We start from the raw sequence: 26,156 nt of genomic DNA, 5'->3' as shown, positions 1-26,156 counted from the left end.
GCGGATCATTTGTGTTCCGCCGCCGCGCGGCGGGCCGGATCAGCGCCGCGGCTGGGCGTCCAGCACCTGCTGGAGCGCCTCGAACTCCTCTACGCACTTGCCGGATCCGAGCGCCACGGAGTCCAGCGGGTCCTCGGCGATGTGGATCGGCATGCCCGTCTCGCGGCGCAGCCGCTCGTCGAGGCCGCGGAGCAGGGCGCCGCCTCCGGTCAGGACGATGCCCCGGTCCATGATGTCGCCGGAGAGCTCCGGCGGGCACTTGTCGAGGGTGGTCTTGACCGCGTCGACGATCGCGTTGACCGGCTCCTCGATCGCCTTGCGCACCTCGGCGGCCGAGATCACGACGGTCTTGGGCAGGCCCGAGACCAGGTCGCGGCCGCGGATCTCGGTGTGCTCGTCCTTGTCGAGGTCGTAGGCCGATCCGATGGTGATCTTGATCTGCTCGGCGGTGCGCTCACCGAGGAGGAGCGAGTACTCCTTCTTGATGTGCTGGATGATCGCGTTGTCGAGCTCGTCGCCGGCCACCCGGATGGACTGTGCCGTGACGATTCCGCCGAGGGAGATGACGGCCACCTCGGTGGTGCCGCCGCCGATGTCCACGACCATGTTGCCGGTGGCCTCGTGGACGGGCAGGCCCGCGCCGATGGCGGCGGCCATCGGCTCTTCGATGATGTGCACCTGGCGGGCACCGGCCTGCGTGGACGCCTCGATGACGGCGCGGCGCTCCACTCCCGTGATGCCGGAGGGCACGCAGACCACGACGCGCGGACGGGCCAGGTAGCGGCGCTTGTGGATCTTGAGGATGAAGTACCGGAGCATCCGCTCGGTGATCTCGAAGTCGGCGATGACGCCGTCCTTGAGGGGCCGCACGGCGACGATGTTGCCGGGCGTGCGCCCGATCATCTTCTTGGCTTCGGAGCCGACCGCCAGGATGCCACCGGTGTTCGTGTTGATGGCGACCACGGACGGCTCGTTCAGGACGATTCCCCGGCCCCTCACGTACACCAGCGTGTTGGCGGTCCCGAGGTCGATCGCCATGTCACGGCCGATGAACGACATGTTGTTCCCCTTGTTCCCCATGAGGAGCGTCTGGCCTTCCAGTTGATAGCGGCTGCTGTCAGGTCGGCGAGGTGGGTGTGTGGGTGGAGGCCCCATCGTAGTGCCGCAAGTACGGCCTCCGCGCGACGGGACTCCGGCAAGCCCGCCGGAACGGATACCCGCCCCCTTAGTGGTGACGTCGTGTCCTGTCGATGCGTTCCCGAATGTGCCCGGTAATACCGGAGGGCGACCGAAATTACTTCGGTCGCCCCAGGTCATGAGCGCTATTCGGCTGATGTTGCGTCAGAAAAGAGTGATCACAGTGCCGGGAAGAACAGCTTCAGTTCCCGCTCCGCGGACTCCTCGGAGTCCGAGGCGTGGATCAGGTTCTCCCGGGTGACGGTACCGAAGTCACCCCGGATGGAGCCGGGCGCGGCGGCAATCGGGTCAGTGGGTCCGGCCAACTGGCGGACACCCTCGATCACGCGCTCCCCTTCGACGACCAGGGCCACGACCGGGCCGCTGGCCATGAAGCCCATGAGGGGCTCGTAGAAGGGCTTGCCCTTGTGCTCGCCGTAGTGCGCCTCCAGGGTCTCCTGGTCCAGCGTGCGCAGCTCCAGCGCGGGAATGGTCCAGCCGGCCTTCCGCTCGATGCGGCCGACGATCTCGCCGATCAGACCGCGACGGACGGCGTCGGGCTTGAGGAGGACGAGCGTGCGCTGGGTCATATGGGTAACTCCTTGCGGCATACGGGTGCGGTCCGACGAGGCTACAGGGGGCCGGGCGAGCCCTACGCCTCGGTCGGGGCGGCGGCCTCGGCCTCCGCCTGGGCGGCCCAGCGGGCCTTGATCACGTCGATGCGGCGGCCGTAGTGGATCGAGCACCACCACAGGCCGGCGAACACCACGCCCAGGACGAACATCATCGGTACGACGAAGCCGCTCAGCACCAGCCCGATCTGCAGGGCCCAGCCGATCTGCACGGCCCCGGGACGCGAGAGCATCCCGCACAGCAGCACCGACACCAGCATCGCGATCCCGCAGACCGACCAGACCGCGGCCTGGCTCAGATCGCCCTTCATCGCGACCAGCCCCGCGAAGCCGATCACGAAGAACTCGGCGATCAGCGTCGAAGCACACAGCGTGCGCATCCCTCAGCCCCTCTTCAGTAGCAGGCGGGCCTCGCCCACCGTGATGACGGAGCCGGTCACCAGGACCCCGGCCCCTCCGTACTCCGCCTCTTCCTCCGCCAGCGTGATCGCCGCCTCCAGGGCGTCGTCCAGCCGCGGCTCCACCTGCACGCGCTCGGAGCCGAAGACCTCGACCGCGATGGCGGCCAGTTCGTCGGCGGAGGTCGCCCGGTGGCTGGTGTTCTCCGTGATCACGACCTCGGCGAAGATCGGCTCGAAGGCTTCGAGGATCCCGCGCGCGTCCTTGCCCTCGCTCGCGCCGACGACCCCGACCAGCCGGCTGAAGCCGAAGGCCTCGGTCACCGCCTCCGCGGTGACCTGTGCGCCGGCCGGGTTGTGCGCCGCGTCCAGGACCACCGTGGGGCTGCGCCGCACGACCTCCATGCGGCCGGGCGAGGTCACCGAGGCGAAGGCCTTGCGCACGGTCTCCACGTCCAGGACCCGCGCGTGATCGGCGCCGATCCCGAAGAAGGCCTCGACGGCCGCCAGCGCCACCGCCGCGTTGTGCGCCATGTGGGCGCCGTACAGCGGCAGGAAGATGCCGTCGTACTCGCCGCCCAGGCCGCGCAGCGTCAGCTGCTGCCCGCCCACCGCGACCTCACGGGTGACGACGCCGAACTCCATGCCCGCGCGGGCCACGGTCGCATCGACCTCCACGGCCTTCTTCAGCAGCACCTGCGCCGCGTCCACCGGCTGCTGCGCCAGGATCACGGTGGCGCCCTGCTTGATGATGCCGCCCTTCTCCTGCGCGATCTCGCCGGTGGTGGAGCCGAGCCGGTCCGTGTGGTCCAGGCTGATCGGGGTGACCACGGCGACGGCGCCGTCGATCACGTTGGTGGCGTCCCAGGCGCCGCCCATGCCCACCTCGATCACGGCCGCGTCCACGGGGGCGTCCGCGAAGGCCGCGTAGGCCATACCGGTGAGGACCTCGAAGAACGACAGCCGGATCTCCTCGGCCGCGTCCACCATGTCCACGTAGGGCTTGATGTCCTCGTACGTCTCGACGAACCGCTCGGCGCTGACCGGCGCCCCGTCCAGGCTGATCCGCTCGGTGATCGACTGCACGTGCGGGCTGGTGTAGCGCCCGGTGCGCAGCTCGAAGGCGTTCAGCAGCGCCTCGATCATGCGGGAGGTGCTCGTCTTGCCGTTGGTGCCGGTGACGTGGATGGAGGGGTACGCGCGCTGCGGCTCGCCCAGGACGTCCATCAGCGCGGCGATCCGCGTGACGGACGGCTCCAGCTTGGTCTCGCCCCAGCGGCCGGCCAACTCCTGCTCCACCTCCCGCAGGGCCTTGGCCACCTCGGGGTCGGCGGGCTCCTCGGGCACCGGGTCGCCCTGGGGCGGACCGGCCTGCGCGCGCAGGGTGCGGCTGCCCGCCTCGATCACCGCCAGGTCGGGGTCGCGGTCGGACTCTTCCGCCACGATCTTGTCGAAGGCGTCGAAGCTGTCATCGTGGCTCTCGGGCTGCTGCTCACTCACGGGACCCAGTCTACGGACGAGGGGCACAGGGACTTTCGGCCCGGTCGCATCGGGACCTTCGGCTGCCGGTGCGACCGGATCGTTATGCAAGCCTTGCGGCAGGAGATTGGGGAATAAATGCCGCAGGCCAGCACGAACAAGACAGGTTCCAGCCGCGACATAGGCATCGACCTGGGAACCGCCAACACCCTCGTCTACGCACGGGGGCACGGCATCGTCCTCAATGAGCCGTCCGTGGTGGCCGTCAAGGCGGGCACCACCACCGCCCTGGCCGTCGGGACCGAGGCCAAGGAGACCATCGGCCGCACTCCCGGCTCCATCACCGCGATCCGCCCCCTCAAGGACGGCGTGATCTGTGACTACGAGGCCGCCGAGGAGATGATCCGGCACTTCGTCCGCAAGGCCGTTCCCGGCCGCCGGGTGCGCACCCGCATGGTGATCTGCGTACCGTCCGGCGTCACCCAGGTGGAGCGGCGGGCCATCATCCACGCCTCCGCCCGGGCCGGCGCCAAGACCGTGCACCTGATCGAGGAACCCATGGCCGCGGCGATCGGCGCGGGGCTCCCGGTGTCCGAACCGCGCGGGTCGATGGTCGTCGACATCGGCGGCGGCACCTCCGAGGTCGCCGTCATCTCGCTGGGCGGCATCGTCACCGCGCGGTCGCTCCGGGTCGCCGGCGACCGGATGGACGCCGCCATCACCGACCACGTCCGCAAGGAGCACTCCCTGCTCATCGGCGACCGCACCGCCGAGGACGTCAAGATCGCCATCGGCTCGGCCTGGCCGGTGCCGGACCGGCCCGAGCTGGAGACCGCCACCTTCACGGTGCGGGGCCGCGAGAAGGTCGGCGGCATGCCCCAGACGCTCGCGCTCGACGCGCGTGACGTGCGCGCCGCCCTGGACGAGCCGGTCGAGGCGATCATCGCGGCGGTCCGCACCACCCTGGAGGAGTGCCCGCCCGAACTGTCCGGCGACGTCATGGAGCACGGCATCGTCCTGACCGGCGGCGGCGCACTGCTGCCCGGCCTGGACCTGCGGATGGCCTCCTCGACCGGGATCCCGGTCTTCGTCGCGGACGACCCGCTGGACTGCGTGGCCCTGGGATCGGGCCGCTGCGTGGAGGACATGGACGCGCTCAGCGGCCTGCTGGCGCCGGCGCGGGCCTAGGCCACTTGGAGCGCCGTGGGCTCAGCCCTTCGGGAGGGTCGCGATGACCTCGTACGCGTCCCGCGTGCGCGTCGCCGTCAGGGTGCCGCCCAGGCTCCGCACGCGCTCCGACATGCTGGCCGTGCCCGAGCCCGCCGAGACGGGGGCCCGGGTCGGGTGGCGCTCCGCCAGCCCGTTGCGGACGGCGATCCGCAGCTGCGGACCGTCGGCCGCGATGGACACCTCGATGGTTTGGCCGCGCGCGTGCTTGGCGGCGTTGGTCAGGCATTCCTGCACCACCCGGTAGACCGCCGCCTGACGCAGCGGCGACAGTCCGTGCACGGCCGGATCCAGGGCGAGCCGTACGGGCGAACCCGCGCGGCCGCTCTCCTCCGCGAGCACCGCCAGCCCCTCCACGCCCGGGGTCGCCGCCCGCTCCCCGCGCTGCACGATGATCTCGTTGAGCACCAGGTGGGCCCGGCGCGCGGTGTCGGCGAGCTCTTCAAAGTCCTTCGCGTACGCCGTTTCGCGCGAGCGCATCGACAGCACCTCGGAGCGGACCGTCAGCAGGGTCAGCTCGCGCCCGACGAAGTCGTGGACGTCGCGGGCGACGGAGGTCCGCTCCTGCTGGACCGCCTGGAGCACGGCGGACTCGGCGCGCCGGGTGTCGAGCTCGCGCACCAGGTCGTGCCGGTAGGCGGCGATGCCGACGGCCGAGGCGAGGACCCCGATGGGCACGACGAGGCTGAGGAAGGAGCTGAGGGTCTCGGCCCGGGCCAGCGGCCAGCCCGGCACGCAGCAGAACAGGCACAGCGCGAAGGCGACGTAGCCCAAGGTGGCGAGGACACCGGCCCGGCGCCCGCGGAAGCGGCCCACCGAGTACAGCGCGAACTGGATCAGGGTCAGCTCGTGCAGCCAGCCGATGAAGACCAGCGCGGCGAGGTACGAGACCCAGGGCAGTCGGCGCCGCACCAGCAGCGTGGAGCAGCCGACGGCCAGGACGACCGCCGCGGAGGGCCCGCTCAGCGAGTTGTCGGCGGCCGCCAGGCCCGGCAGGTCGAGCGCCATCAGGCCCAGGCAGCTGAGCGCCGCCAGCAGGTCCATCACGCGCGGCGACCCGGCCCAGCCCTGCCCGAGCCGGCGGCCGAAGGCCGTGAGCCGGTGGGGCGCCGAAGGGGCGGGCTTGACGTGCATGCCCTCCATCATCCGTGCTCGGCACCCCCGCATCCGGGCCGCCCGGACCCGAGAAGGCGTGATTTAGGGCACTTCGGACAGGCCGGAGGTCCTTCGGTCCGGAGGCGTTCCGCTCTACCCGGGGCCGCCGGCACGCTCGTAGCGTCGGGAGAATGACCACCCATAGGGGAACGACCGCCCAACGGGGACCGACGACCCCGCGGGGCACCGCCCTGCTCCTGCTCATCGGCGGCCTCATCGGCGCCCTGGCCTCCGGCGTCCTCACCTACGACCGCATCCGCACCCTGGAGGACCCCCTCTTCACCCCGGGCTGCAACGTCAACGCGGTGCTGAGCTGCGGCGACGTGATGACCACCTGGCAGGGCAACCTGCTCGGCTTCCCCAACATGCTGCTCGGCCTGGCCGGCTTCGCGGCCCTCGCCGGACTGGGCACGGCCCTGGTCGCCGGGGCGCTGTTCCCCCGGTGGCTGTGGCGCGGGCTGTGGGCCGGGATCGCGGCCGGATTCGCCTTCACGGTGTGGCTGATCAGCCAGTGCCTGTACGTGATCGGGGCCCTGTGCCCGTGGTGCATGGTCGTCTGGGCGGTGATGATCCCGCTGTTCTGGTACGTCACCCGCCACCTGGCCCCGGCCGGCTCCCGGCTGCGGGCGCTCCCCCACTGGGTCGTGCCGCTGGCGGCGTACGGCGTGGTGGCGGCGCTCATCCTGACGAAGTTCGGCACCCGGCTGCTGTGACGCCCGGCCCCTCGCGGGGAACAGATACGGCGAAGGCCCCCACGTCGACCGACGGCGTGGGGGCCTTCGCTTGCGTCTTTGCCTTTGCCGGAGCTGCCGGCCTTGCCGGAGTCGTCAGCCCTCGGGGAGGGCTTCCAGCTGGGCCTTCAGGCGGGCGATGTCGCCTTCCGCCTTGGACAGCCGGCCCTTGATCTTGTCCACGACGTTGTCGGGAGCCTTGGCGATGAACGCCTCGTTCCCGAGCTTCGCCTCGGCCTGCTGCTTCTCCTTCTCGGCGGCGGCCAGGTCCTTGCTCAGCCGCTTGCGCTCCGCCGGGATGTCGATGGTGCCCGACAGGTCGAGCGCGACGGTGGCGCCGGCGACCGGCAGGGTCGCGGTGGCGCTGAAGGCGTCGCCCTCCGGCTGGAGGCGCAGCACCTGGCGGATGGCGGCCTCGTGGGCGGCCAGCGTGGTGGCGGACAGGTCCAGGCGGGCCGGGACCTTCTGCTTGTCGTCGAGGCCCTGCTCCTTGCGGAACCGGCGGACCTCGCGGACGAGGGTCTGGATGGCCTCGATCTCGGCCTCGGCGCCGGCGTCGCGGAAGCCGCTGTCCTTGGGCCATTCGGCGATCACCAGGGACTCGCCGCCGGTCAGCGTGGTCCACAGGGTCTCGGTGACGAAGGGGACCACCGGGTGCAGCAGGCGCAGCATGACGTCGAGGACCTCGCCGAGGACCCGGGCGGAGGCCTTGGCCGGCTCGCCGCCCGCGAAGAACGTCGTCTTCGACAGCTCGACGTACCAGTCGAAGACCTCGTCCCACGCGAAGTGGTAGAGCGCCTCGCTGAGCTTGGAGAACTGGTAGTCCTCGTAGAAGGCGTCGGCCTGCGCGACCGTCGCGTTCAGCCGGGACAGGATCCAGCGGTCGGTCGCCGACATCTCCTCGGCCGACGGCAGGTCGCCCTCGATCGTGGCGCCGTTCATCATCGCGAAGCGGGTGGCGTTCCAGATCTTGTTGGCGAACTTGCTGGAGGCCTGGACCCAGTCCTCGCCGATCGGGACGTCGACACCCGGGTTGGCGCCGCGCGCCAGGGTGAAGCGGACCGCGTCGGAGCCGTACTTGTCCATCCAGTCCAGCGGGTTGACCGCGTTGCCGAAGGACTTCGACATCTTCTTGCCGCGCTCGTCGCGGACCATGCCGTGCAGGGCGATGGTGTGGAACGGCGGGGTGCCGTCCATCGCGTACAGGCCGAACATCATCATCCGGGCGACCCAGAAGAAGAGGATGTCGTAGCCGGTGACCAGGACGGCGTTCGGGTAGAACTTCGCCAGGCTGTCGGTCTGCCGCGGCCAGCCGAGCGTGGAGAACGGCCACAGGCCGGAGGAGAACCAGGTGTCCAGGACGTCCGTGTCCTGGGTCCAGCCCTCGCCGGTCGGCGGCTGCTCGTCGGGGCCGACGCAGACGATCTCGCCGTTCGGGCCGTACCAGACGGGGATGCGGTGGCCCCACCACAGCTGGCGCGAGATGCACCAGTCGTGGAGGTTGTCGACCCAGTCGAAGTAGCGCTTCTCCATCTCCTGCGGGTGGATCTTGACCTGGCCGTCGCGGACCGCGTCACCGGCGGCCTTGGCGAGCGGGCCGACCTTGACCCACCACTGGAGCGAGAGGCGCGGCTCGATGGTGGTCTTGCAGCGCGAGCAGTGGCCGACGGAGTGCGTGTACGGGCGCTTCTCGGCGACGATCCGGCCCTCGGCGCGCAGCGCGGCGACGATGGCGGAACGGGCCTCCAGCCGGTCCAGGCCCAGGAAGGGGCCGTGGACGGTGATGACGGCGTGCTCGTCCATGACGGCGAGGTTGGGCAGGCCGTGGCGCTGGCCGATCTCGAAGTCGTTGGGATCGTGCGCCGGGGTCACCTTGACGGCGCCGGTGCCGAACTCGGGGTCGACGTGCTCGTCGGCGACGACCGGGATGCGGCGGCCGGTGAGCGGCAGCTCGATCTCGGTGCCGACGAGGTGCTTGTAGCGCTCGTCGTCGGGGTGGACGGCGACGGCCGTGTCACCGAGCATCGTCTCGGCGCGGGTCGTCGCGACGACGATGGAGGCTTCGCCCTCGCCGTACCGGATGGAGACGAGCTCGCCCTCGTCGTCCTGGTACTCGACCTCGATGTCGGAGATCGCGGTGAGGCAGCGGGGGCACCAGTTGATGATGCGCTCGGCGCGGTAGATCAGCTCGTCGTCGTAGAGCTTCTTGAAGATGGTCTGGACGGACTCGGACAGGCCCTCGTCCATGGTGAAGCGCTCGCGCGACCAGTCGACGCCGTCGCCGAGGCGGCGCATCTGACCGGAGATCTGCCCGCCGGACTCGCCCTTCCACTGCCAGACGCGCTCGACGAAGGCCTCGCGGCCCAGGTCGTGGCGGGACTTGCCCTCCTTGGCGAGCTCGCGCTCGACGACGTTCTGGGTGGCGATGCCCGCGTGGTCCATGCCGGGCTGCCACAGGGTCTCGTAGCCCTGCATGCGCTTGCGGCGGGTGATGGCGTCGATCAGCGTGTGCTCGAAGGCGTGCCCCAGGTGGAGGCTTCCGGTGACGTTCGGCGGCGGGATGACGATGGCGAAGGGAGGCTTGTCGCTCTTCTCGTCCGCCTCGAAGTACCCACGCTCTACCCAGCGCTCGTAGAGCTTCCCCTCTACATCGGCCGGCGCGTAGGAGGTCGGCAGTTCGGAGTAGGGGCTGCTGGGTGTCTGCGTGTTCTCGGTCACGAGGCACAGTTTAGGGCCGTAACGGTCCGGTCATGAAACCGGGTTTCCGGGGGCCCGGGGCCCTTCGCCGCCCCGGCTTCCGCCAGGATGTGTGGGACGCATAAACAACCTCATGGGGGGACGCGGGATGAGCTACAACCAGCCGGGGCCGTACGGAGGCCAGCAGCCGCAGCAGCCGGGGCCCTACGGACAGCAGCCGCAGCAGCCGAACCCGTACGGCGGCCAGCAGCCCGGCCCCTACGGACAGCAGCCCGGCTACGGCTACCCGCAGCAGGCCCCCCAGGGAGTCCCGCAGCAGGGCTACCCGCAGCAGCAGCAGCCCGGCTTCCCCCAGCAGCAGCCCCCGTACGGCGGCTACCCGCAGCAGCCCCCGTACGGCGGCGGGATGCCCCCGCAGCAGCCTCCGAAGAAGTCGAAGGCCGGCGTGATCATCGCGGTGGTCCTGGCGGTGGCCGTGATCGGCGGCGCCGGCTGGTACTTCACGCAGGGCGGCGGCGCCTCGGCGTCGATCTCCGCGGACACCAAGGGCTACAAGCTGGTGGCTCCGGCCTCGGTGGACGAGTACAAGAAGAACCCGAAGAGCTCGAAGGAAGAGTTCTCCGACAAGGACCGCAAGGAAGTCGAGGCGGTCGGCGTCAAGAACCCGACCCAGGTCGCCGAGGCCTACCAGTCCGGCGACGCGAAGAACCCGCTGGCCGCAAAGGCACTCAACTTCCAGGGCGTGTACGGCGAGATCGCCGACCCGGAGAAGGCCGTGGACGCCTACTTCGCCATGGCCAAGGCCAATTCGATGAAGGACGACAAGGACGGGGAGGCGGAGCTCGTCGGCTCCCCCAAGGTGATGAACCCGGCCGGCTTCAAGGGCGCCGTGATGAAGTGCCAGGAGCTCAAGATGACTCCGAAGAAGTCCGCGGACAACCCGCTCACGAAGCCCTTCACCATTCCGGTCTGCATCTGGGGCGACTACAGCACCCTGTCCGTCGTGAGCATGGCGGACTTCGCCTCCGTCATGGGCGGCACCCAGGGCTTCACCCTGGAACAGACGGCGGGCTACACCGCGAAGCTGTACAACACGGCCCGCACTAAAGCCTGATCGCCAGCGGCCTGCACGGGCACTCGTTTCCGTGCAGGCCGGCCGCGGCCAGAGGGCTACCAGCCCGCGCGGTTACACGCCGTGACGGCGGGCTCCTTCCTGACTCCAATGTTTGTCAACCCGAAGTAGCACGAACCCCAGCGTCCCGGGTTGACAAAGACGCTGACGCTACCCGCCTTACAGCCAGACTCCACCTTCGGGCCTATCCGATAGCCCTGCGTGTGGAGGTAATACTGGCAATCACCCTGGTCAGCCGACGCCGGTGTAGCCGCCACCATCGGCAGCACGGTAGCGGCGACAGTCACCGCCAGGGCTCCCATGACACGGTTCCGCCTCACGCTCTTACCTCTCGATCGAAAACGGTTCGAGGCAAAGTCGATCAAGGAAATATGCTCCACGCCAGGACATGGCGAACCTATGTCTGATTACAGCGCAAGATAGGCCGACCGCAGAAGGGGCGCCCCCGGTCGGGGGCGCCCCTTCTGCGTACGCGTACCTGGCGGCTACGCCGACTTCTCGTGCGGCCCCTGGTCCTTCGGGACGATCCGCGGGACCAGCGTCGGGTTGACGTTGGAACGGACCACGTCCGAGGTGATGACCACGCGGGCCACGTCCTTGCGGGACGGGACCTCGTACATCACCGACATCAGGACCTCTTCCATGATGGCGCGCAGGCCGCGCGCGCCGGTCTGGCGGAGGATCGCCTGGTCGGCGATGGCTTCGAGGGCCTCGCGCTCGAAGTCCAGCTCGACGCCGTCGAGTTCGAACAGCCGCTGGTACTGCTTGACCAGCGCGTTGCGCGGCTCGATGAGGATCTGGAGCAGGGCCTCGCGGTCCAGGTTGTGCACCGAGGTGATGACGGGGAGACGGCCGATGAACTCGGGGATCATCCCGAACTTCACCAGGTCCTCCGGCATGACCTCCTGGAACTGGTTGCTCGCCTCGATCTCGCGCTTCGAGCGGATGGTCGCCCCGAAGCCGATGCCCTTCGCGCCGGCACGGGATTCGATGATCCGCTCCAGCCCGGAGAAGGCGCCGCCCACGATGAACAGCACGTTCGTCGTGTCGATCTGGATGAACTCCTGGTGCGGGTGCTTGCGACCGCCCTGCGGCGGTACGGAAGCGGTCGTGCCTTCCAGGATCTTCAGGAGGGCCTGCTGCACGCCCTCGCCGCTCACGTCGCGCGTGATCGACGGGTTCTCGCTCTTGCGGGCGACCTTGTCGATCTCGTCGATGTAGATGATCCCGGTTTCGGCCTTCTTGACGTCGTAGTCAGCGGCCTGGATCAGCTTGAGCAGGATGTTCTCGACGTCCTCGCCGACGTACCCGGCCTCCGTCAGCGCCGTCGCGTCCGCGATGGCGAACGGAACGTTGAGCATCCGGGCCAGCGTCTGGGCCAGCAGCGTCTTGCCCGAGCCCGTGGGGCCGAGCAGGAGGATGTTGGACTTCGCGAGCTCGATCGCGTCGTCACGGCCCGTCCCGCCGCCGTTCTCGCCGGCCTGGACGCGCTTGTAGTGGTTGTACACCGCGACGGAGAGCGCCTTCTTCGCCGGCTCCTGGCCGACGACGTAGCTCTCCAGGAACTCGTAGATCTCACGAGGCTTGGGGAGTTCCTCCCACCTGACCTCGGAAGTCTCGGCCAGCTCCTCTTCGATGATCTCGTTGCAGAGGTCGATGCACTCGTCGCAGATGTACACACCGGGTCCCGCGATGAGCTTCTTCACCTGCTTCTGGCTCTTTCCGCAGAACGAGCACTTGAGCAGGTCGCCGCCGTCACCGATGCGTGCCACGAGGTGCTTCCCCTTCGCCTGGGAGACGCCTGGTTCAGCGCTCCTGGTGCCTCATATCCGACGGTACCTTGCCGGGGGCCCCGTGCGGGGCCCCCTTGACGTGGTTCACATCGCCGAATCCGGCGATGTGTCCGCGTCAACTGGCGGCAAGGATCAGTTCGAAGTCTTACGGGTCGCGACGACCTGGTCGATCAGGCCGTACGCCAGCGCGTCCTGGGCCGTGAGGATCTTGTCGCGCTCGATGTCGTCGCGGATCTTCTCGATCGGGGTCGAGGAGTGCGTGGCCAGCATGTTCTCCAGCTGGTCGCGCATGCGCAGGATCTCGTTGGCCGCGATCTCCAGGTCGGAGAGCTGCTCGCGGCCGGTGCCGCCCGAGGGCTGGTGGATCAGCACGCGGGCGTTCGGCAGCGCCATGCGCTTGCCGGGGGCGCCGGCGGCGAGCAGGACCGCGGCGGCGGAGGCCGCCTGGCCCATGCACACCGTCGAGATGTCCGGCTTCACGAACTGCATCGTGTCGTAGATCGCCGTCAGCGCGGTGAAGGAGCCGCCGGGGCTGTTGATGTACAGGTAGATGTCGCGGTCCGGGTCCATCGACTCCAGGCACAGGAGCTGCGCCATGACGTCGTTGGCGGAGGCGTCGTCGATCTGCACGCCGAGGAAGATGATGCGCTCCTCGAAGAGCTTCGCGTACGGGTCGTACTCGCGGACGCCCTGCGAGGTGCGCTCCACGAAGCGCGGCACGACGTAGCGGTTGTCCACCGGCGCGCCGGTGTAGAGGCCGCTCGCGGGAGAAAGGTTGTTCATGTGCATCTGGGTGTTCACCGTCCTGGTGGCGTTCTGCGGGCTGAGGCTTGCCTGGTGCGGGCGGGCGCGGTGATCCCCGTACGGGATCCCGTGCGCCGGGGCCGGGATCAGGCCCCGGTGCCACCGCCGCCCGGGACCAGCGACGCGGCGGAGATGATCTCGTCGATGAGGCCGTAGGCCTTGGCCTCTTCCGCCGTGTACCAGCGGTCGCGGTCGCCGTCGCGGATGATCGTCTCCACGGTCTGGCCGGAGTGGTGCGCGGTGATCTCAGCCATGCGCTGCTTCGTGCGCAGCAGGTACTGGGCCTGGATCTTGATGTCCGAGGCGGTGCCACCGATGCCGGCGGAGCCCTGGTGCATCAGGATGTCGGTGTTCGGGAGCGCGAAGCGCTTGCCCGGGGTGCCGCCGGTGAGCAGGAACTGGCCCATGGAGGCCGCCATGCCCATACCGATGGTGACCACGTCGTTCGGGATGTACTGCATGGTGTCGTAGACCGCCATGCCTGCCGTCACCGAGCCACCGGGGCTGTTGATGTACAGGTAGATGTCCTTCTCCGGCTCGGCGGCCAGGAGCAGGAGCTGCGCGGTGATCTTGTTGGCGATGTCGTCGTCGACCTGCTGGCCGAGGAAGATGATGCGCTCGCCGAGCAGCCGGTTGTAGACATGGTCGCCGAGGCCGCCACCGATGGACGGCTCACCCGCGGCGTAAGGCTTCAGATTCGTCACGTATCCACCTGCTCGTCTCCGACGGCCATGTGCCGTCTCAGCGTCTCGTTCTGGGGCGCGGACCTGCCGTGCGGACGATGTCCGCCGGCGTCGGGTACTCCCGTGCCCTCGTATTCATGGACCCTAACGCGCAGCTACGACAACGCCATCCCGCTTCCCGAACTGTTCGCTCGGAGCGCAAGGTCAGGGCCCCGTCACCGAGGGCCTTCGGAAGGCATTGCGCAGGCCCTTCCCGCAGGAAGGCCGAAGGGCCCGGACGCGATGGCGTACGGGCCCTCCGGGCCGTGCTCTGGTACTGCTCAGCGGGGGTGAGCCCGGGTGTTACTTGGCCTCGTCGGCCGCGATCTCGCCGTCGGCCTCGACGACGTTCTCGACGGTCTCGGCGGCCGTCTCGAGCTCGTCCTCGTCGTCGGAGAGGTCGACGACCTCACCGTTGGTGTCGGTGACCTTGGCGGCCTCGACGACGGCCGCGAGGGCCTTGCCGCGGGCGACCTCGCCGACGAGCATCGGAACCTGGCCACCCTCGACGACGGCCTGGGCGAACTGGTCGGGGGACATGCCGGAGGAGGCGGCGCGACGCATGAGGTGCTCGGTGAGCTCCTCCTGGTTCACGTTCAGCTTCTCCTTGTTGACCAGCTCGTCGAGGACGAACTGGGTCTTGATGCCCTTGATCGCCTGCTCGGCGGTCTCGGCGTCGAACTCCTCGACCGTCTTGCCCTGGATCTCCAGGTACTTCTCGATGGTGAGACCCATCTGGCCGAGCTGGTGGTGCTCCAGGTTGTGCTTGCGGGTCTGGACCTCGTCCGCGAGGAGCTTCTCGGGGATCGGGACCTCGACGAGCTCCAGCAGCTTCTCCAGGACGCGCTCCTGGGCCTGCGTGGCCTGGTCGTACTGCTTCATGTTCTCGAGGCGCTTGCGGCTGTCGGCCTTCAGCTCGTCGAGGGTGTCGAACTCGCTCGCCATGCCGGCGAACTCGTCGTCCAGCTCCGGCAGCTCACGGGCGGAAACCTTGGTGACCTTGACGGTGACCTCGGCGTCCTTGCCCTCGGCGGAGCCGCCCTTCAGCTGGGAGGTGAAGGTGGCCTCGCCACCGGCCTCCAGGCCCTTGACGGCCTCGTCGATGCCTTCGAGAAGCTCACCAGAGCCGATGGTGTAGGAGACGTCCTGGGCGACACCGTCCTCCAGCACCTCGCCGTCGACCTTGGCCTCGAGGTCGATGGTAACGACGTCGCCGTCCTCGGCCGCGCGCTCGACGTCCTTGGTGGACGCGAAACGGCCGCGCAGCTGCTCGACCGACTTCTCGACGTCCTCGTCCGAGACCTCGACGGCGTCCACGGTGACCTCGATGCCGGAGTAGTCCGGGATCTCGATCGCGGGACGGATGTCGACCTCGGCGGTGAAGGCCAGCAGTTCGCCGTCCTTCAGCTCCGTGACGTCCACGTCGGGCTGGCCCAGCGGGTTCAGGTCGGCCTCGTTGACGGCCTCGGTGTAGAACTTCGGGAGGGCGTCGTTGACGGCCTCCTCCAGCACCGCACCGCGGCCGAAGCGCTGGTCGATGACGCGGGCCGGGATCTTGCCCTTGCGGAAGCCCTTCACCGTGACCTGCTGGTTGATCTTCTTGTAGGCCGCGTCGAGGCTGTCCTTGAGCTCCTCGAAGGGCACCTCAACAGTGAGCCGAACCCGAGTCGGGTTCAGGGTCTCCACGGCGCTCTTCACGGTTCGGTCTCCTTGTGGCTGACTGCTGGGGGTCTCTGCTCATCGCCGCGGTCTAGCGGTTCTCAGCGGATCGGGCCCGGTACATCAGACACACGGGCACGCAGCTTGCATAGTAGCCGCAAGCGGCAATCAGCCCACAACGCGATCATCGACGCGGTCTCGGAGAGGGATCCCGCGATCATCCTGCTGGTCGGGGTGGCCGGATTCGAACCGACGACCTTCCGCTCCCAAAGCGGACGCGCTACCAAGCTGCGCCACACCCCGTCGGTGCGACACGTAGGGTACATGCCCGAGGACCCTCCGGCGTGCGGAGTTTCGGCGAATGCGCCACGGCAGAGCGGACGCGACTCTCCGCGGGCGCGAAATGTGGTGTGCGATCCCCCGCGGGAACCCGCTAGGATGCTCTTCGTGCCGCGGTCCCCGGACCTGCGACGCGCATGCTGCGGGTGTAGCTCAATGGTAGAGCACTAGTCTTCCAAACTAGCTACGCGGGTTCGATTCCCGTCACCCGCTCAGAGACGCAAAGGGCCAGGTCAGAGGAGTTTTCCTCGACCTGGCCCTTCGTCGTTCCGGACGCGGTGATGGCAAACCCTGGGGGCTCCGGGCCACTCGCGCCTTAGGGTCCCGTCGGGAGGTCACATGGCAGGCAAGAACGACTGGCGGAACCATCCGCGTTGGATCCTGGTGTTCTTGACACCGGTGCTGATCCTCATGATCAGAGAGGAAGATCCGGTCATGCGCGGCTTCCTGGCCACCGCAATCCTCATGTGGGGGGTTCGCTACGGGCGCGAGTCGGTGAAGTGGCGGGCCAACAGAAGCCGGGCGCAGCCGGCACCGCAGCCGGCACGGCAGCCGCCGCCACAGCCGTCCGAGGGGTATCTGTAGCGGATCGGCCCTCGTTTCGGGCCTTCCGTCAGTCGCCCCGGACGGCTCAGGGCCAGGTCGGAGGATGATTCCTCGGCCCTGGCCCCGGAAGCGTTGGTCAGAGTTTGATGCCCGCGATGGTGTCCGCGAGGGAGTTCAGGAAGCGGTTGACGTCCGGGGCGATGGAGCTGGACGCGAGGAAGAAGCCGAAGAGGACCGCGACGATCGCGGGGCCGGCCTTGAGGTGGCCTCCGCGGACGAGCACCACGAGGATGACCGCCAACAGGACTACCACTGACAGCGAAATGGCCACTTCTGATCACACCTTCGGTCGTCCCCTGGTCGGCCCGGGGTACGGCCGTGCGCACCCCCACATGGTCCATCCTCCCACCAACGCGCCCCGGCTATCCGTCTCGTGACGAAGAGACAGTGGCGCTTTCGCGTCAGGGGGTGGGGAGGCCCAGGAGCGATCGGACATAGGTGTACTTCCCGGACAGTCTGTCGCGGGTGGGGGCGTCGAGGACCGCGAGGCGGGCCGGGTCCGCGTTGTGGGCCAGGTCGGCTTCCTTGATCAGGAGGGCGCCGGGGGTGGCGAGGATGCGGGCCGTGTACGCCTCGACCGGTTCGCCGGGGCGCTTGGTCACGGCCAGGACCATGTCCTTGACGGATTGCGGAAGTTCGGCCGATTCCAGCCAGGCCGGGGTGAGGACTTCGTCCTCGATCGCATCGTGGAGCCAGGCCGCCGCCTGTTGTTCGGCGGTGCCGCCGCGGGTGCGTACGCCCTCGGCGACGGCGGCGAGGTGTTCCGCGTAAGGGCGGCCGGCCTTGTCGGTCTGGCCCTCGTGCGCGGCGCGGGCCAGGGCCTCGACCTCGATGAGGGTGAGTGGGCTGTGCGTCATCCGAGCTCCTTCGCCGCCTTGTGCAGGGCCTGCGCGATACGGCGTACGTCTGCCGGTGTGGTGCGCCAGTTGGAGAACGCGGCGCGCAGGGCGGGGGTTCCCGCGTACGTCGTGGGGGTGACGAACACCTCGGGTCCCGCCGCTTCGCGCAGCGCCGTCAGGCGGGCCGGGGTCGGGGTGTCGGTGAGGGTGAAGCAGACGACGTTCAGGCGGATCGGGGCCAGGAGTGTGAAGTACGGGTCCTGTGTGAGGGATTCGGCCAGGGAGCGGGCGCAGTCGATGTCCCGTTCCACGATCTCGCGGTGGCCCTCGCGGCCGTAGGCGCGCAGGGTGAACCAGGCGGCGAGGGCGCGCAGCCGGTGGGAGTTCTCCGGGGTGAGGTGGACCAGGTCGGGGTTCTCGGAGAGGGGGCCGAGGTAGGTGGCCGCGTTCTGGAAGACGCGGGCCTGGAGGTCGCGGCGGCGGGTGAACTGGACGGCGCTGTCGTAGGGGACGTTGAGCCACTTGTGCAGGTCGACGCAGATCGAGTCGGAGGCGTCGAGGCCGGCGGTGAGGTGGGCGTGGGCCGGAGAGAGCGCGGCGAACGCGCCGAAGGCGGCGTCCGTGTGCAGCCAGAAGTCGTGGCGTTCGCGGAGGGCCGCGATGGCGCGGAGGTCGTCGAAGTCCACGGTGTTGACGGTGCCGGCGTTGGCGACGACCACGGCGGGCCGGCCGGGCCGGTCGGCGAGGGCGCGGTCCAGGGCGGCCGGGTCGACGGCCTCGCGGCCGGGGAGGGTGGGGACGGGGACGAGGGAGCCGCGGCCGAGGCCGAGGACGGAGAGGGCCTTGGCGATGGAGGAGTGCGGGGCGCCGGAGAGGACGCGGACCGGGCCGAGCGCGGCCGCGCCGTCCTCGGCCGGGGAGACGCCGAGGCGTTCGCCGAGCCATTCGCGGGCGATGGCCAGGCCGGTGGTGTTGGACATGGTCGCGCCGCTGACGAAGGTGCCGGTGTGGGCGGCGGAGAGGTGGAAGAGGTCGCGGAGCCAGGTGACGGTCTCGCGTTCGAGGTCCTGGCCCGCGCCGTCCAGGGCGGAGTTGGAGTTCTGGTCGTGGGTCGCGGTGAGCCAGTCGCCCGCGAGGGCGGCGGGGGTGGCGCCGCCGGTGACGAAGCCGAGGTAGCGGGGGCCGGCGGAGGCCGACAGCCGCGGGGCCCAGCGCTCCGCGAAGGCCGCGAGGGCGGCCTCGGTGCCGGAGCCGTGCTCGGGGAGCGGCGGGGTCGGCCCTGCCGGTTGAGCCGGCGGTCCGGGTACGACGGGACGCGCGTCCAGCGCTGCGAGGGTCGCGGCGGCGGCGTCGCGGGTGGCGTCGAGGAGCTCGGGGAGGCGGGCCAGGTCGGCGGCGAGGGTGCGGTCCATGGGGGCACGGTAGGGGGCCGCCGGGCCGCGGCGGACCGGCCAATCGGAGGTGAGTGGCCGGTCGCCGGTGTGGCGCGGGCCGGGCCGGACCGGCTGTGGGGCGCTGCCGCGCGGGCGCTGCCGCCGGCCGGGGCCGGCCGGGCTCATGGTGGCGCCTCGTGGGGCGGAGCGGGGGCACCGCGTCGGGGCGGGTGGGGGCCTGCGGGGCTCGCGGCGCACGGGCCCCTCGGGGCCGGGTCGTCGGGACGGGAGCTGGCGCACTGGTGGTGGGGGTAGCCCGGCTATCGGCCGGGGCGCGGTCCCACCGGCCCGAGCGTTGGCGTCCCACCGGACAGAGGGTGGACGGGGCCCACCGGCCCGAGGGTCGCGGAGCCCATCAGCCCAAGGGCGGACGGGGCCTGCCTATCCGGGCATCGGGGGGGGACCGGCTCAGGCGCGGGCAGGGTGCCGGGCGCGACCACTGGGAAGGGGCCGGCCACGGCTTCGGGCGGGGCCCTGCGGGGCGAAGTCCCCTACCCGCCCTTCCACCGTTCCCAGGGCGCTGCCCTGACCCGGTCCTCAAACGCCGGGCGGGCTGAAGGGCTGGGTACCGGGCTGCGCCCGGACCCCCTGGGGCTCCGCCCCGGACCCCCGCGCCTCAAACGCCGGCGAGGCTGTGTCTATCCAGCCCCTCCGGCGTTTGAGGAGCGGGGGTCCGGGGGCCGGCCCCCGGAACGGGTCCGGGCAGCGCCCGGGGAACGGGCGAAGGGCGGGTAGGGCACAGCCCCGGGCAGCGGCCCCGCACACGGAACAGGTCCGGGGCAGAGCCCCGGGGATCGGCGCCGCAAGCGGCAGGGGGGCCGGGGCTCTGCTCCGGGGAACGGGTGAAGGGTGGGTAGGGGATCCAGCCCCGCAGGGCCGACCCAGCGGTACCCGCCCACCGGCCCCGCGCCGGGACGGCGGTGGCAAAGACGCCGACCGGTCACCGTCGGACGGAGTCCGGCGCAGCGGCGCGAAGCCGGGGAAGCGCGCCAGCGCTGAGCCGTGCGAGCGGCGCGTTAGAAGACGTCGCGGCGGATCAAGAGGAGGGCTCTGTCGTCGTTGACGTCCTTGGCCACCTTTTCGATCAGGTGCCAGGTCGCGCCCTCCCAGCCCGCGCCGACGTAGCGGTCGGCCTCGCCGGTGAGGCGGTCGATGCCCTCGCTGATGTCGCGGTCGGCCGTTTCGACCAGGCCGTCGGTGAAGAGCATCAGGACGTCGCCGGGGCGGAGGTTGCCGCGGGCGGGGGTGAAGTCGGCGCCGTCGTAGACGCCGAGGAGCGGGCCCTCGCCGGTCTTCTCCTGCCAGCGGCCGGTGCCCGCGGAGAGCTGGAGGGCGGGCAGGTGGCCGGCGGAGAGGAGTTCGTAGTCGCCGGTCTCCAGGTCCAGGACGAGGTGGATGGAGGTGGCGAAGCCCTCGTCCCAGTCCTGGCGGAGGAGGTAGCCGTTGGCGGCCGGGAGGAAGCCGTGCGGGGGCAGGGCTCCGAGGAGGCCGCCGAAGGCGCCCGAGAGGAGGAGGGCGCGGGAGCCCGCTTCCATGCCCTTGCCCGAGACGTCGGTGAGGACGATCTCCAGGGTGCGGCCGCCGTTGGTGCGGGCGGCGACGACGAAGTCGCCGGAGAACGACTGGCCGCCCGCCGGGCGCAGGGCCATCTCCCGGTGCCAGCCGCGCGGCAGGGCGGGCAGTTTGCTCTGGACCCGGATGCGTTCGCGCAGGTCGAAGAGCATGGTGCCGCCGCGCCGCCAGGGCACGCCCACGCGGCTGCGGAACTGGGCGATGACCAGGCCGAAGAAGCCGCAGGCCGCGACGACGAGGACGGTGCCGGGGGTGACCCGCGCCGGACCTTGGGTGTAGGGGCCGAGGACGAGGGCCTCGACGATCAGCGCGGCCGCGGAGGCCGCGTAGAGGGCGAGCAGGCTGGCGGGGCGGAGGAGGAGCCCGCCCGCCACGATCGGCAGGACGAGCGCGGCCGGCGAGAACCAGACGGGCAGCATCAGCGTGCCGCAGGCGATGGCCGGGATGGTCAGGAGCAGGCCGCCGAAGGCCAGCCAGTCGGAGGCGTCGCCGCGGAAGTAGTCGACGGCGGATTTGCGCAGCGCCGTGCGCGCCCGGTGCCACATCATGCGGGACCGGGCCAGGAGGGACTCCACGTGTGCTCCGGCCATTGCTTCGGGACCCTATCCATCCTGGCTGTGCCCGCGCAGGGGTACCCCCTGAGATGGGCCCATCGGCAACCGAAAAGAGATCGACCGGGACGGATTGCCCTGATAGGGATGGCCGTATGGCTCTTGAGACGCGCGTATTGCAGTCGGACGAGTGGGACGTCTGGTACGACCAGCTGGAACTGGCGTTCGGCGGAGTGCCCGAGACCCCCGAGGAGCGTGAGCTCTACCGGTCGCTGACGGAGACGGAGCGTTCCCTCGGCGTCTGGGACGGCGAGACCTGCGTCGCCACGGCCGGGGCCTTCTCCTTTCGGCTTTCCGTCCCGGGCGGGGCGCTCGTCCCCGCCGCCGGGGTGACGATGGTGGGCGTCTCCCCCACGCACCGCAGGCGGGGTGTGCTCAGCTCCCTGATGCGCCGCCAGCTGGACGACGTCCGGGCGGGTGGTGAACCGATCGCCGTGCTGACGGCCTCGGAACCGGTCATCTACGGGCGCTTCGGCTACGGCACCGCCGCGTACTCGATGTCCGTGGAGATCGACAAGACCCGCGTACGGCTGACCGTGCCGCCGGGCACCGACGACGTACGGCTGCGGCTGGCCGATCCGCGCAAGGCCCTGGCCGACTGCGAGCGGGTCTACGCGGCCCTGCTCGCGGGCCGTCCCGGGATGCCGGCCCGGCAGCCGGGCTGGGAGCTGCAGGCGCTGCTGGACCCGGAGGCGTCGAGGAACGGCGCCTCCCCCCTGCGGTGCGTGGTCGCGGAGCGGGCGGACGGCGAGGTGGTCGGGTACGCCCGCTACCGGGTCAAGCCCGAGTGGGACCTGACCGGTTCGGACGGCCGGGTGGACGTGGCGGACCTCGACGCGCTCGACCCGGCGGCGTACGCGGCGCTGTGGCGGTACGTGTGCTCCATCGACCTGACCTGGACCGTACGGGCCGTCAAGCGGCCGGCGGACGATGCCGTACTGCACCTGGTCACCGATGTGCGGCGGAGCCGGGCGCGGCTGCGCGACTCCCTGCACGTCCGGCTCGTGGACCTGCCGGCGGCGCTGACCGCGCGGGCCTACGGGGCTCCGCTCGACGTGGTGCTGGAGGTCGAGGACGCCTTCTGCCCGTGGAACGCGGGACGCTGGCGGCTGACCGCCGGCGCGGACGGGGCCGCGACGTGCACCCGGACGGAGGCCCCGGCCGACCTGGAGGTGTCGGTACGGGAGCTGGGCGCGGCCTATCTGGGCGGGGTGACCCTGAACTCGCTGGCCGCCGCCGGTCTGGTGCGCGAGGTGCGGCCGGGCGCGCTGGCCCGTACCTCCCGTGCCTTCGCGGGAGACGTCGCCCCCTGGCTGCCGCACGGGTTCTAGGAACGGTCTAGCGGGACTGGCACCCCGGGCACCAGAAGAGGTTGCGGGCGGCGAGACCGGCGGTGCGGATCTCGCCCCCGCAGATGTGGCAGGGCATGTTCGCCCTCCGGTAGACGTACACCTCGCCGCCGTGGTCGTCCACCCTCGGCGGGCGGCCCATGGCCTCGGGCAGGTGTTCGTCGCGCACGGTGTCGATGCGGTTGTTGCGCACGCCCTCGCGCATGAGGACGACGAGGTCGGCCCAGATCGCGTCCCATTCGGCGCGGGTGAGGTCCTTGCCGAGGCGGTAGGGGTCGATGCCGTGCCGGAAGAGGACCTCGGCGCGGTAGACGTTGCCGACGCCCGAGACGACCTTCTGATCCATGAGCAGGGCGGCCACGGTGGTGCGGGAGCGGGAGATCCGGGCCCAGGCGGTGTCCGGGTCGTCCCCATTCCTCAGGGGGTCCGGACCGAGCCGGGCGCTTATCGCCCCCTTCTCCTCGTCCGTGATCCACGCACACGTGGTCGGGCCGCGCAGGTCCGAGAAGTAGTCGTCGTTGGCGATGCGCAGCCGGACCGTGTCGGTGGTCGGCGGGGCCGGTGTAGGGCCGAGCGCGTACTTGCCGAAGAGCCCGAGGTGGATGTGGATCCAGCCGCTGCCCTTGAAGCCCAGGAAGAGGTGCTTCCCGTGGGCGTCGACGCCGTCCAGGATCCGTCCGTCGAGCAGGGCCGCGCTCTCGGCGAACCGGCCCTGGGGGCTGCTGACGGCGACCTCCCATCCGGCGAACCGGTCGAGGTGGTCCTCGGCGAGGCGGTGGATCGTATGCCCCTCGGGCACGGCGGTACTCCTCGGAAGCGAAAAGCCGGGAAACGATGGAACCGGGAAATGAAAAACCGGCCGCGCCGCCCCAGAGGGCGCCGCGGCCGGAAGCGGGATCAGCCCTGCGGGTGGTGCGCCGGGATCGGGGGGAGCTCGCCGGTGGTCTCGTAGGCGGAGAGCATGTCGATCCGGCGGGTGTGGCGCTCCTCGTCGGAGTACGGCGTCTTCAGGAACGCGTCGATGAAGCTGACGACCTCGTCCTGGGTGTGCATGCGGCCGCCGACGGAGATGACGTTGGCGTTGTTGTGCTCGCGGCCGAGCTCGGCGGTCTGGACGCTCCACGCGAGGATGGCGCGGATGCCCTTGACCTTGTTCGCGGCGATCTGCTCGCCGTTGCCGGAGCCGCCGATCACGATGCCGAGGGAGCCCGCGTCCGCGGCGGTCTGCTCCGCCGCGCGGAGGCAGAACGGCGGGTAGTCGTCCACCGCGTCGTAGATGTGGGGCCCGCAGTCGACGGGCTCGTGGCCGTTGTTCTTGAGCCAGTCCACCAGGTGGTTCTTGAGCTCAAAGCCGGCATGGTCGGATCCGAGGTACACGCGCATGGTCCGAGTGTGGCACGAGCCGGGCCGGTGACCCGCCGCGGGGTGTCGCGTAAGTCACTTCTAAAGCTCAAGTAAACCCAAAGAACGCAGATGGGACACCACGGGACCTAGGTCCTGGACGTTCGTCCCAGCGCAACGATCCGGATTGGGGTCTTCCGCCCTGCGTTCATCTCAGGTTTGAATGCCGGGGCTCGCCACCCGAGAACCTAAGGATCCGTTCATGAGCTCCACGACGACCCTTCAGAAGGAAGGCTCCCCCACCGGCAATCCCGGTGAAGGCCAGCCCTCCGACGGCCTGAAGGCCGGTCTCAAGAACCGCCACCTGTCCATGATCGCCATCGGCGGCGTCATCGGCGCCGGGCTCTTCGTCGGCTCCGGCGGCGGTATCGCCAAGGCCGGCCCCGCCATCCTGATCTCCTACGCGCTGGTCGGCGCGATGGTCGTCTTCGTCATGCGGATGCTGGGCGAGATGGCCGCCGCCAGCCCGAACTCCGGCTCCTTCTCCGCCTACGCCGACCGCGCGCTGGGCCGCTGGGCCGGTTTCTCCATCGGCTGGCTGTACTGGTTCTTCTGGGTCGTCGTCCTGGCCGTGGAGGCCACCGCCGGCGCCGTCATCCTCGAAGGCTGGGTCCCGGCCGTCCCGCAGTGGGCCTGGGCGCTGATCGTGATGGCCGTGCTGACGGTCACCAACCTCGGCTCGGTCGCCTCGTACGGCGAGTTCGAGTTCTGGTTCGCGGGCATCAAGGTGGTCGCCATCGGCGGCTTCGTGATCATCGGCATGCTGGCCGTCTTCGGCGTGCTGCCGGGCTCGGACAACCCGGGTGCGGGCTTCGCCCACCTCACCGACACGGGCGGCTTCATGCCGAACGGCTGGGGCTCGGTCCTCACCGGTGTGCTGATGGTCGTCTTCTCCTTCATGGGCAGCGAGATCGTCACGCTGGCCGCCGGCGAGTCCGAGGACCCGCGGCGCGCGGTCACCAAGGCCACCAACTCGGTGATCTGGCGCATCGGCGTCTTCTACCTGGGCTCGATCTTCATCGTGCTGACCCTGCTGCCGTGGAACGACAAGTCGATCACCGAGAAGGGCTCGTACGTCGCCGCCCTGGACTCGATCGGCATCGCGCACGCCGGCCAGATCATGAACGTGATCGTCCTGACGGCCGTGCTGTCCTGCCTGAACTCGGGCCTGTACACCGCCTCCCGCATGGCCTTCTCGCTCGGCGAGCGCGGTGACGCCCCGAAGGCCTTCGCCAAGGTGAACAAGCGCGGCGTGCCGATGGCCGCCATCCTCGGCTCGGTCGTCTTCGGCTTCGCCGCCGTCTACTTCAACTACGCCTTCAAGGACACGGTCTTCAGCTTCCTGCTGAACGCCTCGGGCGCGATCGCGCTGTTCGTGTGGCTGGTCATCTGCCTGACCCAGCTGCGGATGCGCGGGATCCTCATGCGCGAGGCCCCGGAGAAGGTCACGGTGAAGATGTGGCTCTTCCCGTACCTGACCTGGGCCACCGCCGCGATGATCACCTTCGTCCTCGGCTACATGGTCTACGACAAGGACAACCGCGAGACCGTCCTGCTGTCGCTGCTGGTCGCGGCCGTGGTGATCGCGATCGGCGTGGCGCGCCAGCTCCGCCGCAAGGCCGCGCTGAAGGCCTCCGCGTAACCGCTCCGGACATGACGGCAGCCCCGGACCGCGCAGTGCGGTCCGGGGCTGCCGTGTGAAACGTGGGGCGTACGAGCGCTCACGCGCGGCCGAGCAGCTTCCAGGCGGCCGGCAGCAGGCCCATCGCCAGCGCCGCCTTGAGCGCGTCGCCGATCAGGAAGGGCGTCAGCCCGCCCGCGACGGCCGAGCCGAAGGACATCCCGGTGGACAGCGCGAGGTAGGGCACGCCGACGGCGTAGACGAGCGCGGAGCCCAGCACCATCGTGGCCGCGGTGCGCAGCACCGAGCGGTCGGCGCCGCGCCGCGCGAGGGCGCCGACGACGGTGGAGGCCAGGAGCATGCCGAGGACGTACCCGAAGGTCGCGCCGCCCGCGCCGGAGGAGCCGCCCGCGAACCACGGCACGCCCGCCATGCCGACCAGGGTGTAGAGGGCCAGGGACAGGAAGCCGCGGCCGGCGCCCAGCGCGGTGCCCACGAGCAGCGCGGCGAAGGTCTGCCCGGTGATCGGGGCGGCCAGACCGTCGACGTGGACGGCGATCTGCGCGGCCAGGCCGGTGAGCGCGGCTCCGCCGGCCACGAGCGCGATGTCGCGGACGCGGCTCGCGGGCAGCAGGTCGGCGAGGACGGCGCCGGGCCGGAAGGAGACGGAAGCAGTGCTCATCGGGGACTCCGCGGGGGGTGGGGGCGGCAGGGACGATCACCGACGTTAGTCCCGGGTCCCGGCTCCCATCAGGGTGGCCCGGGACAAAGCCGTACTCC

23 protein-coding genes and 2 tRNA genes are annotated in these 26,156 nt (G+C 70.3%); 7 read left to right on the top strand and 18 right to left on the bottom strand.

Features of this window, described 5'->3' with window-relative positions:
* Positions 1-39 precede the first annotated feature (39 nt).
* The 4 genes from OG730_RS27610 to folC all read right to left on the bottom strand — a co-directional run bounded on the left by OG730_RS27610 (position 40) and on the right by folC (position 3,706).
* The gene (locus OG730_RS27610; protein WP_069923827.1) at positions 40-1,059 is read right to left on the bottom strand and encodes a rod shape-determining protein; all 1,020 of its coding nucleotides are present in this window, start codon (positions 1,057-1,059) and stop codon (positions 40-42) included.
* 296 nt (positions 1,060-1,355) lie between these two features.
* Positions 1,356-1,766, bottom strand: coding sequence for a nucleoside-diphosphate kinase (ndk, locus tag OG730_RS27605; protein WP_327306765.1), 411 nt, complete (start codon positions 1,764-1,766; stop codon positions 1,356-1,358).
* A gap of 62 nt (positions 1,767-1,828) precedes the next feature.
* Positions 1,829-2,188, bottom strand: a complete 360-nt coding sequence (locus OG730_RS27600; protein ID WP_327306764.1) for a DUF4233 domain-containing protein — start codon at positions 2,186-2,188, stop codon at positions 1,829-1,831.
* A 3-nt stretch (positions 2,189-2,191) separates the two neighbouring features.
* On the bottom strand, positions 2,192-3,706 hold the full coding sequence (gene folC / locus OG730_RS27595) for a bifunctional tetrahydrofolate synthase/dihydrofolate synthase (RefSeq protein WP_327306763.1): 1,515 nt from the start codon (positions 3,704-3,706) through the stop codon (positions 2,192-2,194).
* 117 nt (positions 3,707-3,823) lie between these two features.
* On the opposite strand from folC, the gene OG730_RS27590 reads away from it, so the two are divergent.
* Complete coding sequence (locus OG730_RS27590; RefSeq protein ID WP_327306762.1) at positions 3,824-4,873, top strand: rod shape-determining protein; 1,050 nt, start codon at positions 3,824-3,826, stop codon at positions 4,871-4,873.
* 21 nt (positions 4,874-4,894) lie between these two features.
* Here the strand turns inward: OG730_RS27590 and OG730_RS27585 are convergent, their stop codons facing one another.
* Positions 4,895-6,046 (bottom strand): sensor histidine kinase, encoded by a 1,152-nt coding sequence (locus OG730_RS27585; protein WP_327306761.1) that lies wholly within the window; start codon positions 6,044-6,046, stop codon positions 4,895-4,897.
* A gap of 152 nt (positions 6,047-6,198) precedes the next feature.
* On the opposite strand from OG730_RS27585, the gene OG730_RS27580 reads away from it, so the two are divergent.
* Positions 6,199-6,780, top strand: coding sequence for a vitamin K epoxide reductase family protein (locus tag OG730_RS27580; protein WP_327306760.1), 582 nt, complete (start codon positions 6,199-6,201; stop codon positions 6,778-6,780).
* Between the two features lie 114 nt (positions 6,781-6,894).
* On the opposite strand, the gene OG730_RS27575 is transcribed toward OG730_RS27580, so the two are convergent.
* Positions 6,895-9,516, bottom strand: a complete 2,622-nt coding sequence (locus tag OG730_RS27575) for a valine--tRNA ligase (protein WP_327306759.1) — start codon at positions 9,514-9,516, stop codon at positions 6,895-6,897.
* Positions 9,517-9,643: 127 nt separating this feature from the next.
* On the opposite strand from OG730_RS27575, the gene OG730_RS27570 reads away from it, so the two are divergent.
* Complete coding sequence (locus OG730_RS27570; protein ID WP_327306758.1) at positions 9,644-10,609, top strand: flagellar basal body-associated FliL family protein; 966 nt, start codon at positions 9,644-9,646, stop codon at positions 10,607-10,609.
* 503 nt (positions 10,610-11,112) lie between these two features.
* Here OG730_RS27570 and clpX read toward each other — a convergent pair.
* The 5 genes from clpX to OG730_RS27545 form a co-directional block, all read right to left on the bottom strand.
* The gene (gene clpX, locus OG730_RS27565; protein WP_250739478.1) at positions 11,113-12,399 is read right to left on the bottom strand and encodes an ATP-dependent Clp protease ATP-binding subunit ClpX; all 1,287 of its coding nucleotides are present in this window, start codon (positions 12,397-12,399) and stop codon (positions 11,113-11,115) included.
* Positions 12,400-12,552: 153 nt separating this feature from the next.
* Complete coding sequence (locus OG730_RS27560) at positions 12,553-13,203, bottom strand: ATP-dependent Clp protease proteolytic subunit (protein WP_243334852.1); 651 nt, start codon at positions 13,201-13,203, stop codon at positions 12,553-12,555.
* A gap of 107 nt (positions 13,204-13,310) precedes the next feature.
* Positions 13,311-13,928 (bottom strand): ATP-dependent Clp protease proteolytic subunit, encoded by a 618-nt coding sequence (locus tag OG730_RS27555; RefSeq protein ID WP_250739480.1) that lies wholly within the window; start codon positions 13,926-13,928, stop codon positions 13,311-13,313.
* A 321-nt stretch (positions 13,929-14,249) separates the two neighbouring features.
* Positions 14,250-15,644, bottom strand: a complete 1,395-nt coding sequence (gene tig / locus OG730_RS27550) for a trigger factor (protein WP_327306757.1) — start codon at positions 15,642-15,644, stop codon at positions 14,250-14,252.
* A gap of 187 nt (positions 15,645-15,831) precedes the next feature.
* Positions 15,832-15,908, bottom strand: a tRNA-Pro gene (locus OG730_RS27545).
* 178 nt (positions 15,909-16,086) lie between these two features.
* Between OG730_RS27545 and OG730_RS27540 the strand changes: the two genes are divergently transcribed.
* Both OG730_RS27540 and OG730_RS27535 read left to right on the top strand, forming a co-directional pair.
* Positions 16,087-16,157: transfer RNA gene (locus tag OG730_RS27540), tRNA-Gly, on the top strand.
* Positions 16,158-16,283: 126 nt separating this feature from the next.
* On the top strand, positions 16,284-16,529 hold the full coding sequence (locus OG730_RS27535) for a hypothetical protein (protein ID WP_327306756.1): 246 nt from the start codon (positions 16,284-16,286) through the stop codon (positions 16,527-16,529).
* 97 nt (positions 16,530-16,626) lie between these two features.
* Here OG730_RS27535 and OG730_RS27530 read toward each other — a convergent pair whose 3' ends face one another.
* The 4 genes from OG730_RS27530 to OG730_RS27515 form a co-directional block, all read right to left on the bottom strand.
* On the bottom strand, positions 16,627-16,821 hold the full coding sequence (locus OG730_RS27530) for a hypothetical protein (protein WP_327306755.1): 195 nt from the start codon (positions 16,819-16,821) through the stop codon (positions 16,627-16,629).
* 130 nt (positions 16,822-16,951) lie between these two features.
* Entirely contained in the window at positions 16,952-17,407 is a 456-nt protein-coding gene (locus tag OG730_RS27525) for an HD domain-containing protein (RefSeq protein ID WP_327306754.1), read from the bottom strand.
* Positions 17,404-18,801, bottom strand: a complete 1,398-nt coding sequence (locus OG730_RS27520; RefSeq protein WP_327306753.1) for a pyridoxal phosphate-dependent decarboxylase family protein — start codon at positions 18,799-18,801, stop codon at positions 17,404-17,406. The genes OG730_RS27525 and OG730_RS27520 overlap by 4 nt, the downstream gene beginning before the upstream one ends.
* 1,037 nt (positions 18,802-19,838) lie before the next feature.
* On the bottom strand, positions 19,839-20,984 hold the full coding sequence (locus OG730_RS27515) for a SpoIIE family protein phosphatase (RefSeq protein ID WP_327306752.1): 1,146 nt from the start codon (positions 20,982-20,984) through the stop codon (positions 19,839-19,841).
* A 116-nt stretch (positions 20,985-21,100) separates the two neighbouring features.
* Here OG730_RS27515 and OG730_RS27510 point away from each other — a divergent pair, with 116 nt between their 5' ends.
* Positions 21,101-22,336 (top strand): GNAT family N-acetyltransferase, encoded by a 1,236-nt coding sequence (locus OG730_RS27510; RefSeq protein WP_327306751.1) that lies wholly within the window; start codon positions 21,101-21,103, stop codon positions 22,334-22,336.
* A 7-nt stretch (positions 22,337-22,343) separates the two neighbouring features.
* On the opposite strand, the gene OG730_RS27505 is transcribed toward OG730_RS27510, so the two are convergent.
* Positions 22,344-23,153 (bottom strand): Fpg/Nei family DNA glycosylase, encoded by an 810-nt coding sequence (locus OG730_RS27505; protein WP_327306750.1) that lies wholly within the window; start codon positions 23,151-23,153, stop codon positions 22,344-22,346.
* Positions 23,154-23,251: 98 nt separating this feature from the next.
* The gene (locus OG730_RS27500) at positions 23,252-23,737 is read right to left on the bottom strand and encodes a ribose-5-phosphate isomerase (RefSeq protein WP_243334875.1); all 486 of its coding nucleotides are present in this window, start codon (positions 23,735-23,737) and stop codon (positions 23,252-23,254) included.
* 220 nt (positions 23,738-23,957) lie between these two features.
* Here OG730_RS27500 and OG730_RS27495 point away from each other — a divergent pair, with 220 nt between their 5' ends.
* Complete coding sequence (locus OG730_RS27495) at positions 23,958-25,397, top strand: amino acid permease (RefSeq protein WP_327306749.1); 1,440 nt, start codon at positions 23,958-23,960, stop codon at positions 25,395-25,397.
* A gap of 79 nt (positions 25,398-25,476) precedes the next feature.
* Here the strand turns inward: OG730_RS27495 and OG730_RS27490 are convergent, their stop codons facing one another.
* Positions 25,477-26,058 carry a biotin transporter BioY gene (locus OG730_RS27490; protein WP_327306748.1) on the bottom strand — a complete coding sequence of 194 codons (582 nt, stop codon included), beginning with the start codon at positions 26,056-26,058 and terminating at the stop codon, positions 25,477-25,479.
* Between the last annotated feature and the right edge of the window lie 98 nt (positions 26,059-26,156).

It is taken from the genome of Streptomyces sp. NBC_01298, assembly GCF_035978755.1.
Taxonomy (GTDB): Bacteria; Actinomycetota; Actinomycetes; order Streptomycetales; family Streptomycetaceae; genus Streptomyces.
Note: the sequence above shows the minus strand (reverse complement) of the source record. Positions and strands in the feature narration are given on the sequence as shown.

Excerpts from the sequence above, each read along its gene's own strand:
- OG730_RS27610 (WP_069923827.1), bottom strand. The coding sequence starts at position 1,059 with ATGTCGTTCATCGGCCGTGACATGGCGATCGACCTCGGGACCGCCAAC.
- ndk (WP_327306765.1), bottom strand. The coding sequence starts at position 1,766 with ATGACCCAGCGCACGCTCGTCCTCCTCAAGCCCGACGCCGTCCGTCGC.
- OG730_RS27600 (WP_327306764.1), bottom strand. The coding sequence starts at position 2,188 with ATGCGCACGCTGTGTGCTTCGACGCTGATCGCCGAGTTCTTCGTGATC.
- OG730_RS27590 (WP_327306762.1), top strand. The coding sequence starts at position 3,824 with ATGCCGCAGGCCAGCACGAACAAGACAGGTTCCAGCCGCGACATAGGC.
- OG730_RS27585 (WP_327306761.1), bottom strand. The coding sequence starts at position 6,046 with ATGCACGTCAAGCCCGCCCCTTCGGCGCCCCACCGGCTCACGGCCTTC.
- OG730_RS27580 (WP_327306760.1), top strand. The coding sequence starts at position 6,199 with ATGACCACCCATAGGGGAACGACCGCCCAACGGGGACCGACGACCCCG.
- OG730_RS27570 (WP_327306758.1), top strand. The coding sequence starts at position 9,644 with ATGAGCTACAACCAGCCGGGGCCGTACGGAGGCCAGCAGCCGCAGCAG.
- OG730_RS27560 (WP_243334852.1), bottom strand. The coding sequence starts at position 13,203 with ATGAACAACCTTTCTCCCGCGAGCGGCCTCTACACCGGCGCGCCGGTG.
- OG730_RS27535 (WP_327306756.1), top strand. The coding sequence starts at position 16,284 with ATGGCAGGCAAGAACGACTGGCGGAACCATCCGCGTTGGATCCTGGTG.
- OG730_RS27525 (WP_327306754.1), bottom strand. The coding sequence starts at position 17,407 with ATGACGCACAGCCCACTCACCCTCATCGAGGTCGAGGCCCTGGCCCGC.
- OG730_RS27520 (WP_327306753.1), bottom strand. The coding sequence starts at position 18,801 with ATGGACCGCACCCTCGCCGCCGACCTGGCCCGCCTCCCCGAGCTCCTC.
- OG730_RS27515 (WP_327306752.1), bottom strand. The coding sequence starts at position 20,984 with ATGGCCGGAGCACACGTGGAGTCCCTCCTGGCCCGGTCCCGCATGATG.
- OG730_RS27510 (WP_327306751.1), top strand. The coding sequence starts at position 21,101 with ATGGCTCTTGAGACGCGCGTATTGCAGTCGGACGAGTGGGACGTCTGG.
- OG730_RS27500 (WP_243334875.1), bottom strand. The coding sequence starts at position 23,737 with ATGCGCGTGTACCTCGGATCCGACCATGCCGGCTTTGAGCTCAAGAAC.
- OG730_RS27495 (WP_327306749.1), top strand. The coding sequence starts at position 23,958 with ATGAGCTCCACGACGACCCTTCAGAAGGAAGGCTCCCCCACCGGCAAT.
- OG730_RS27490 (WP_327306748.1), bottom strand. The coding sequence starts at position 26,058 with ATGAGCACTGCTTCCGTCTCCTTCCGGCCCGGCGCCGTCCTCGCCGAC.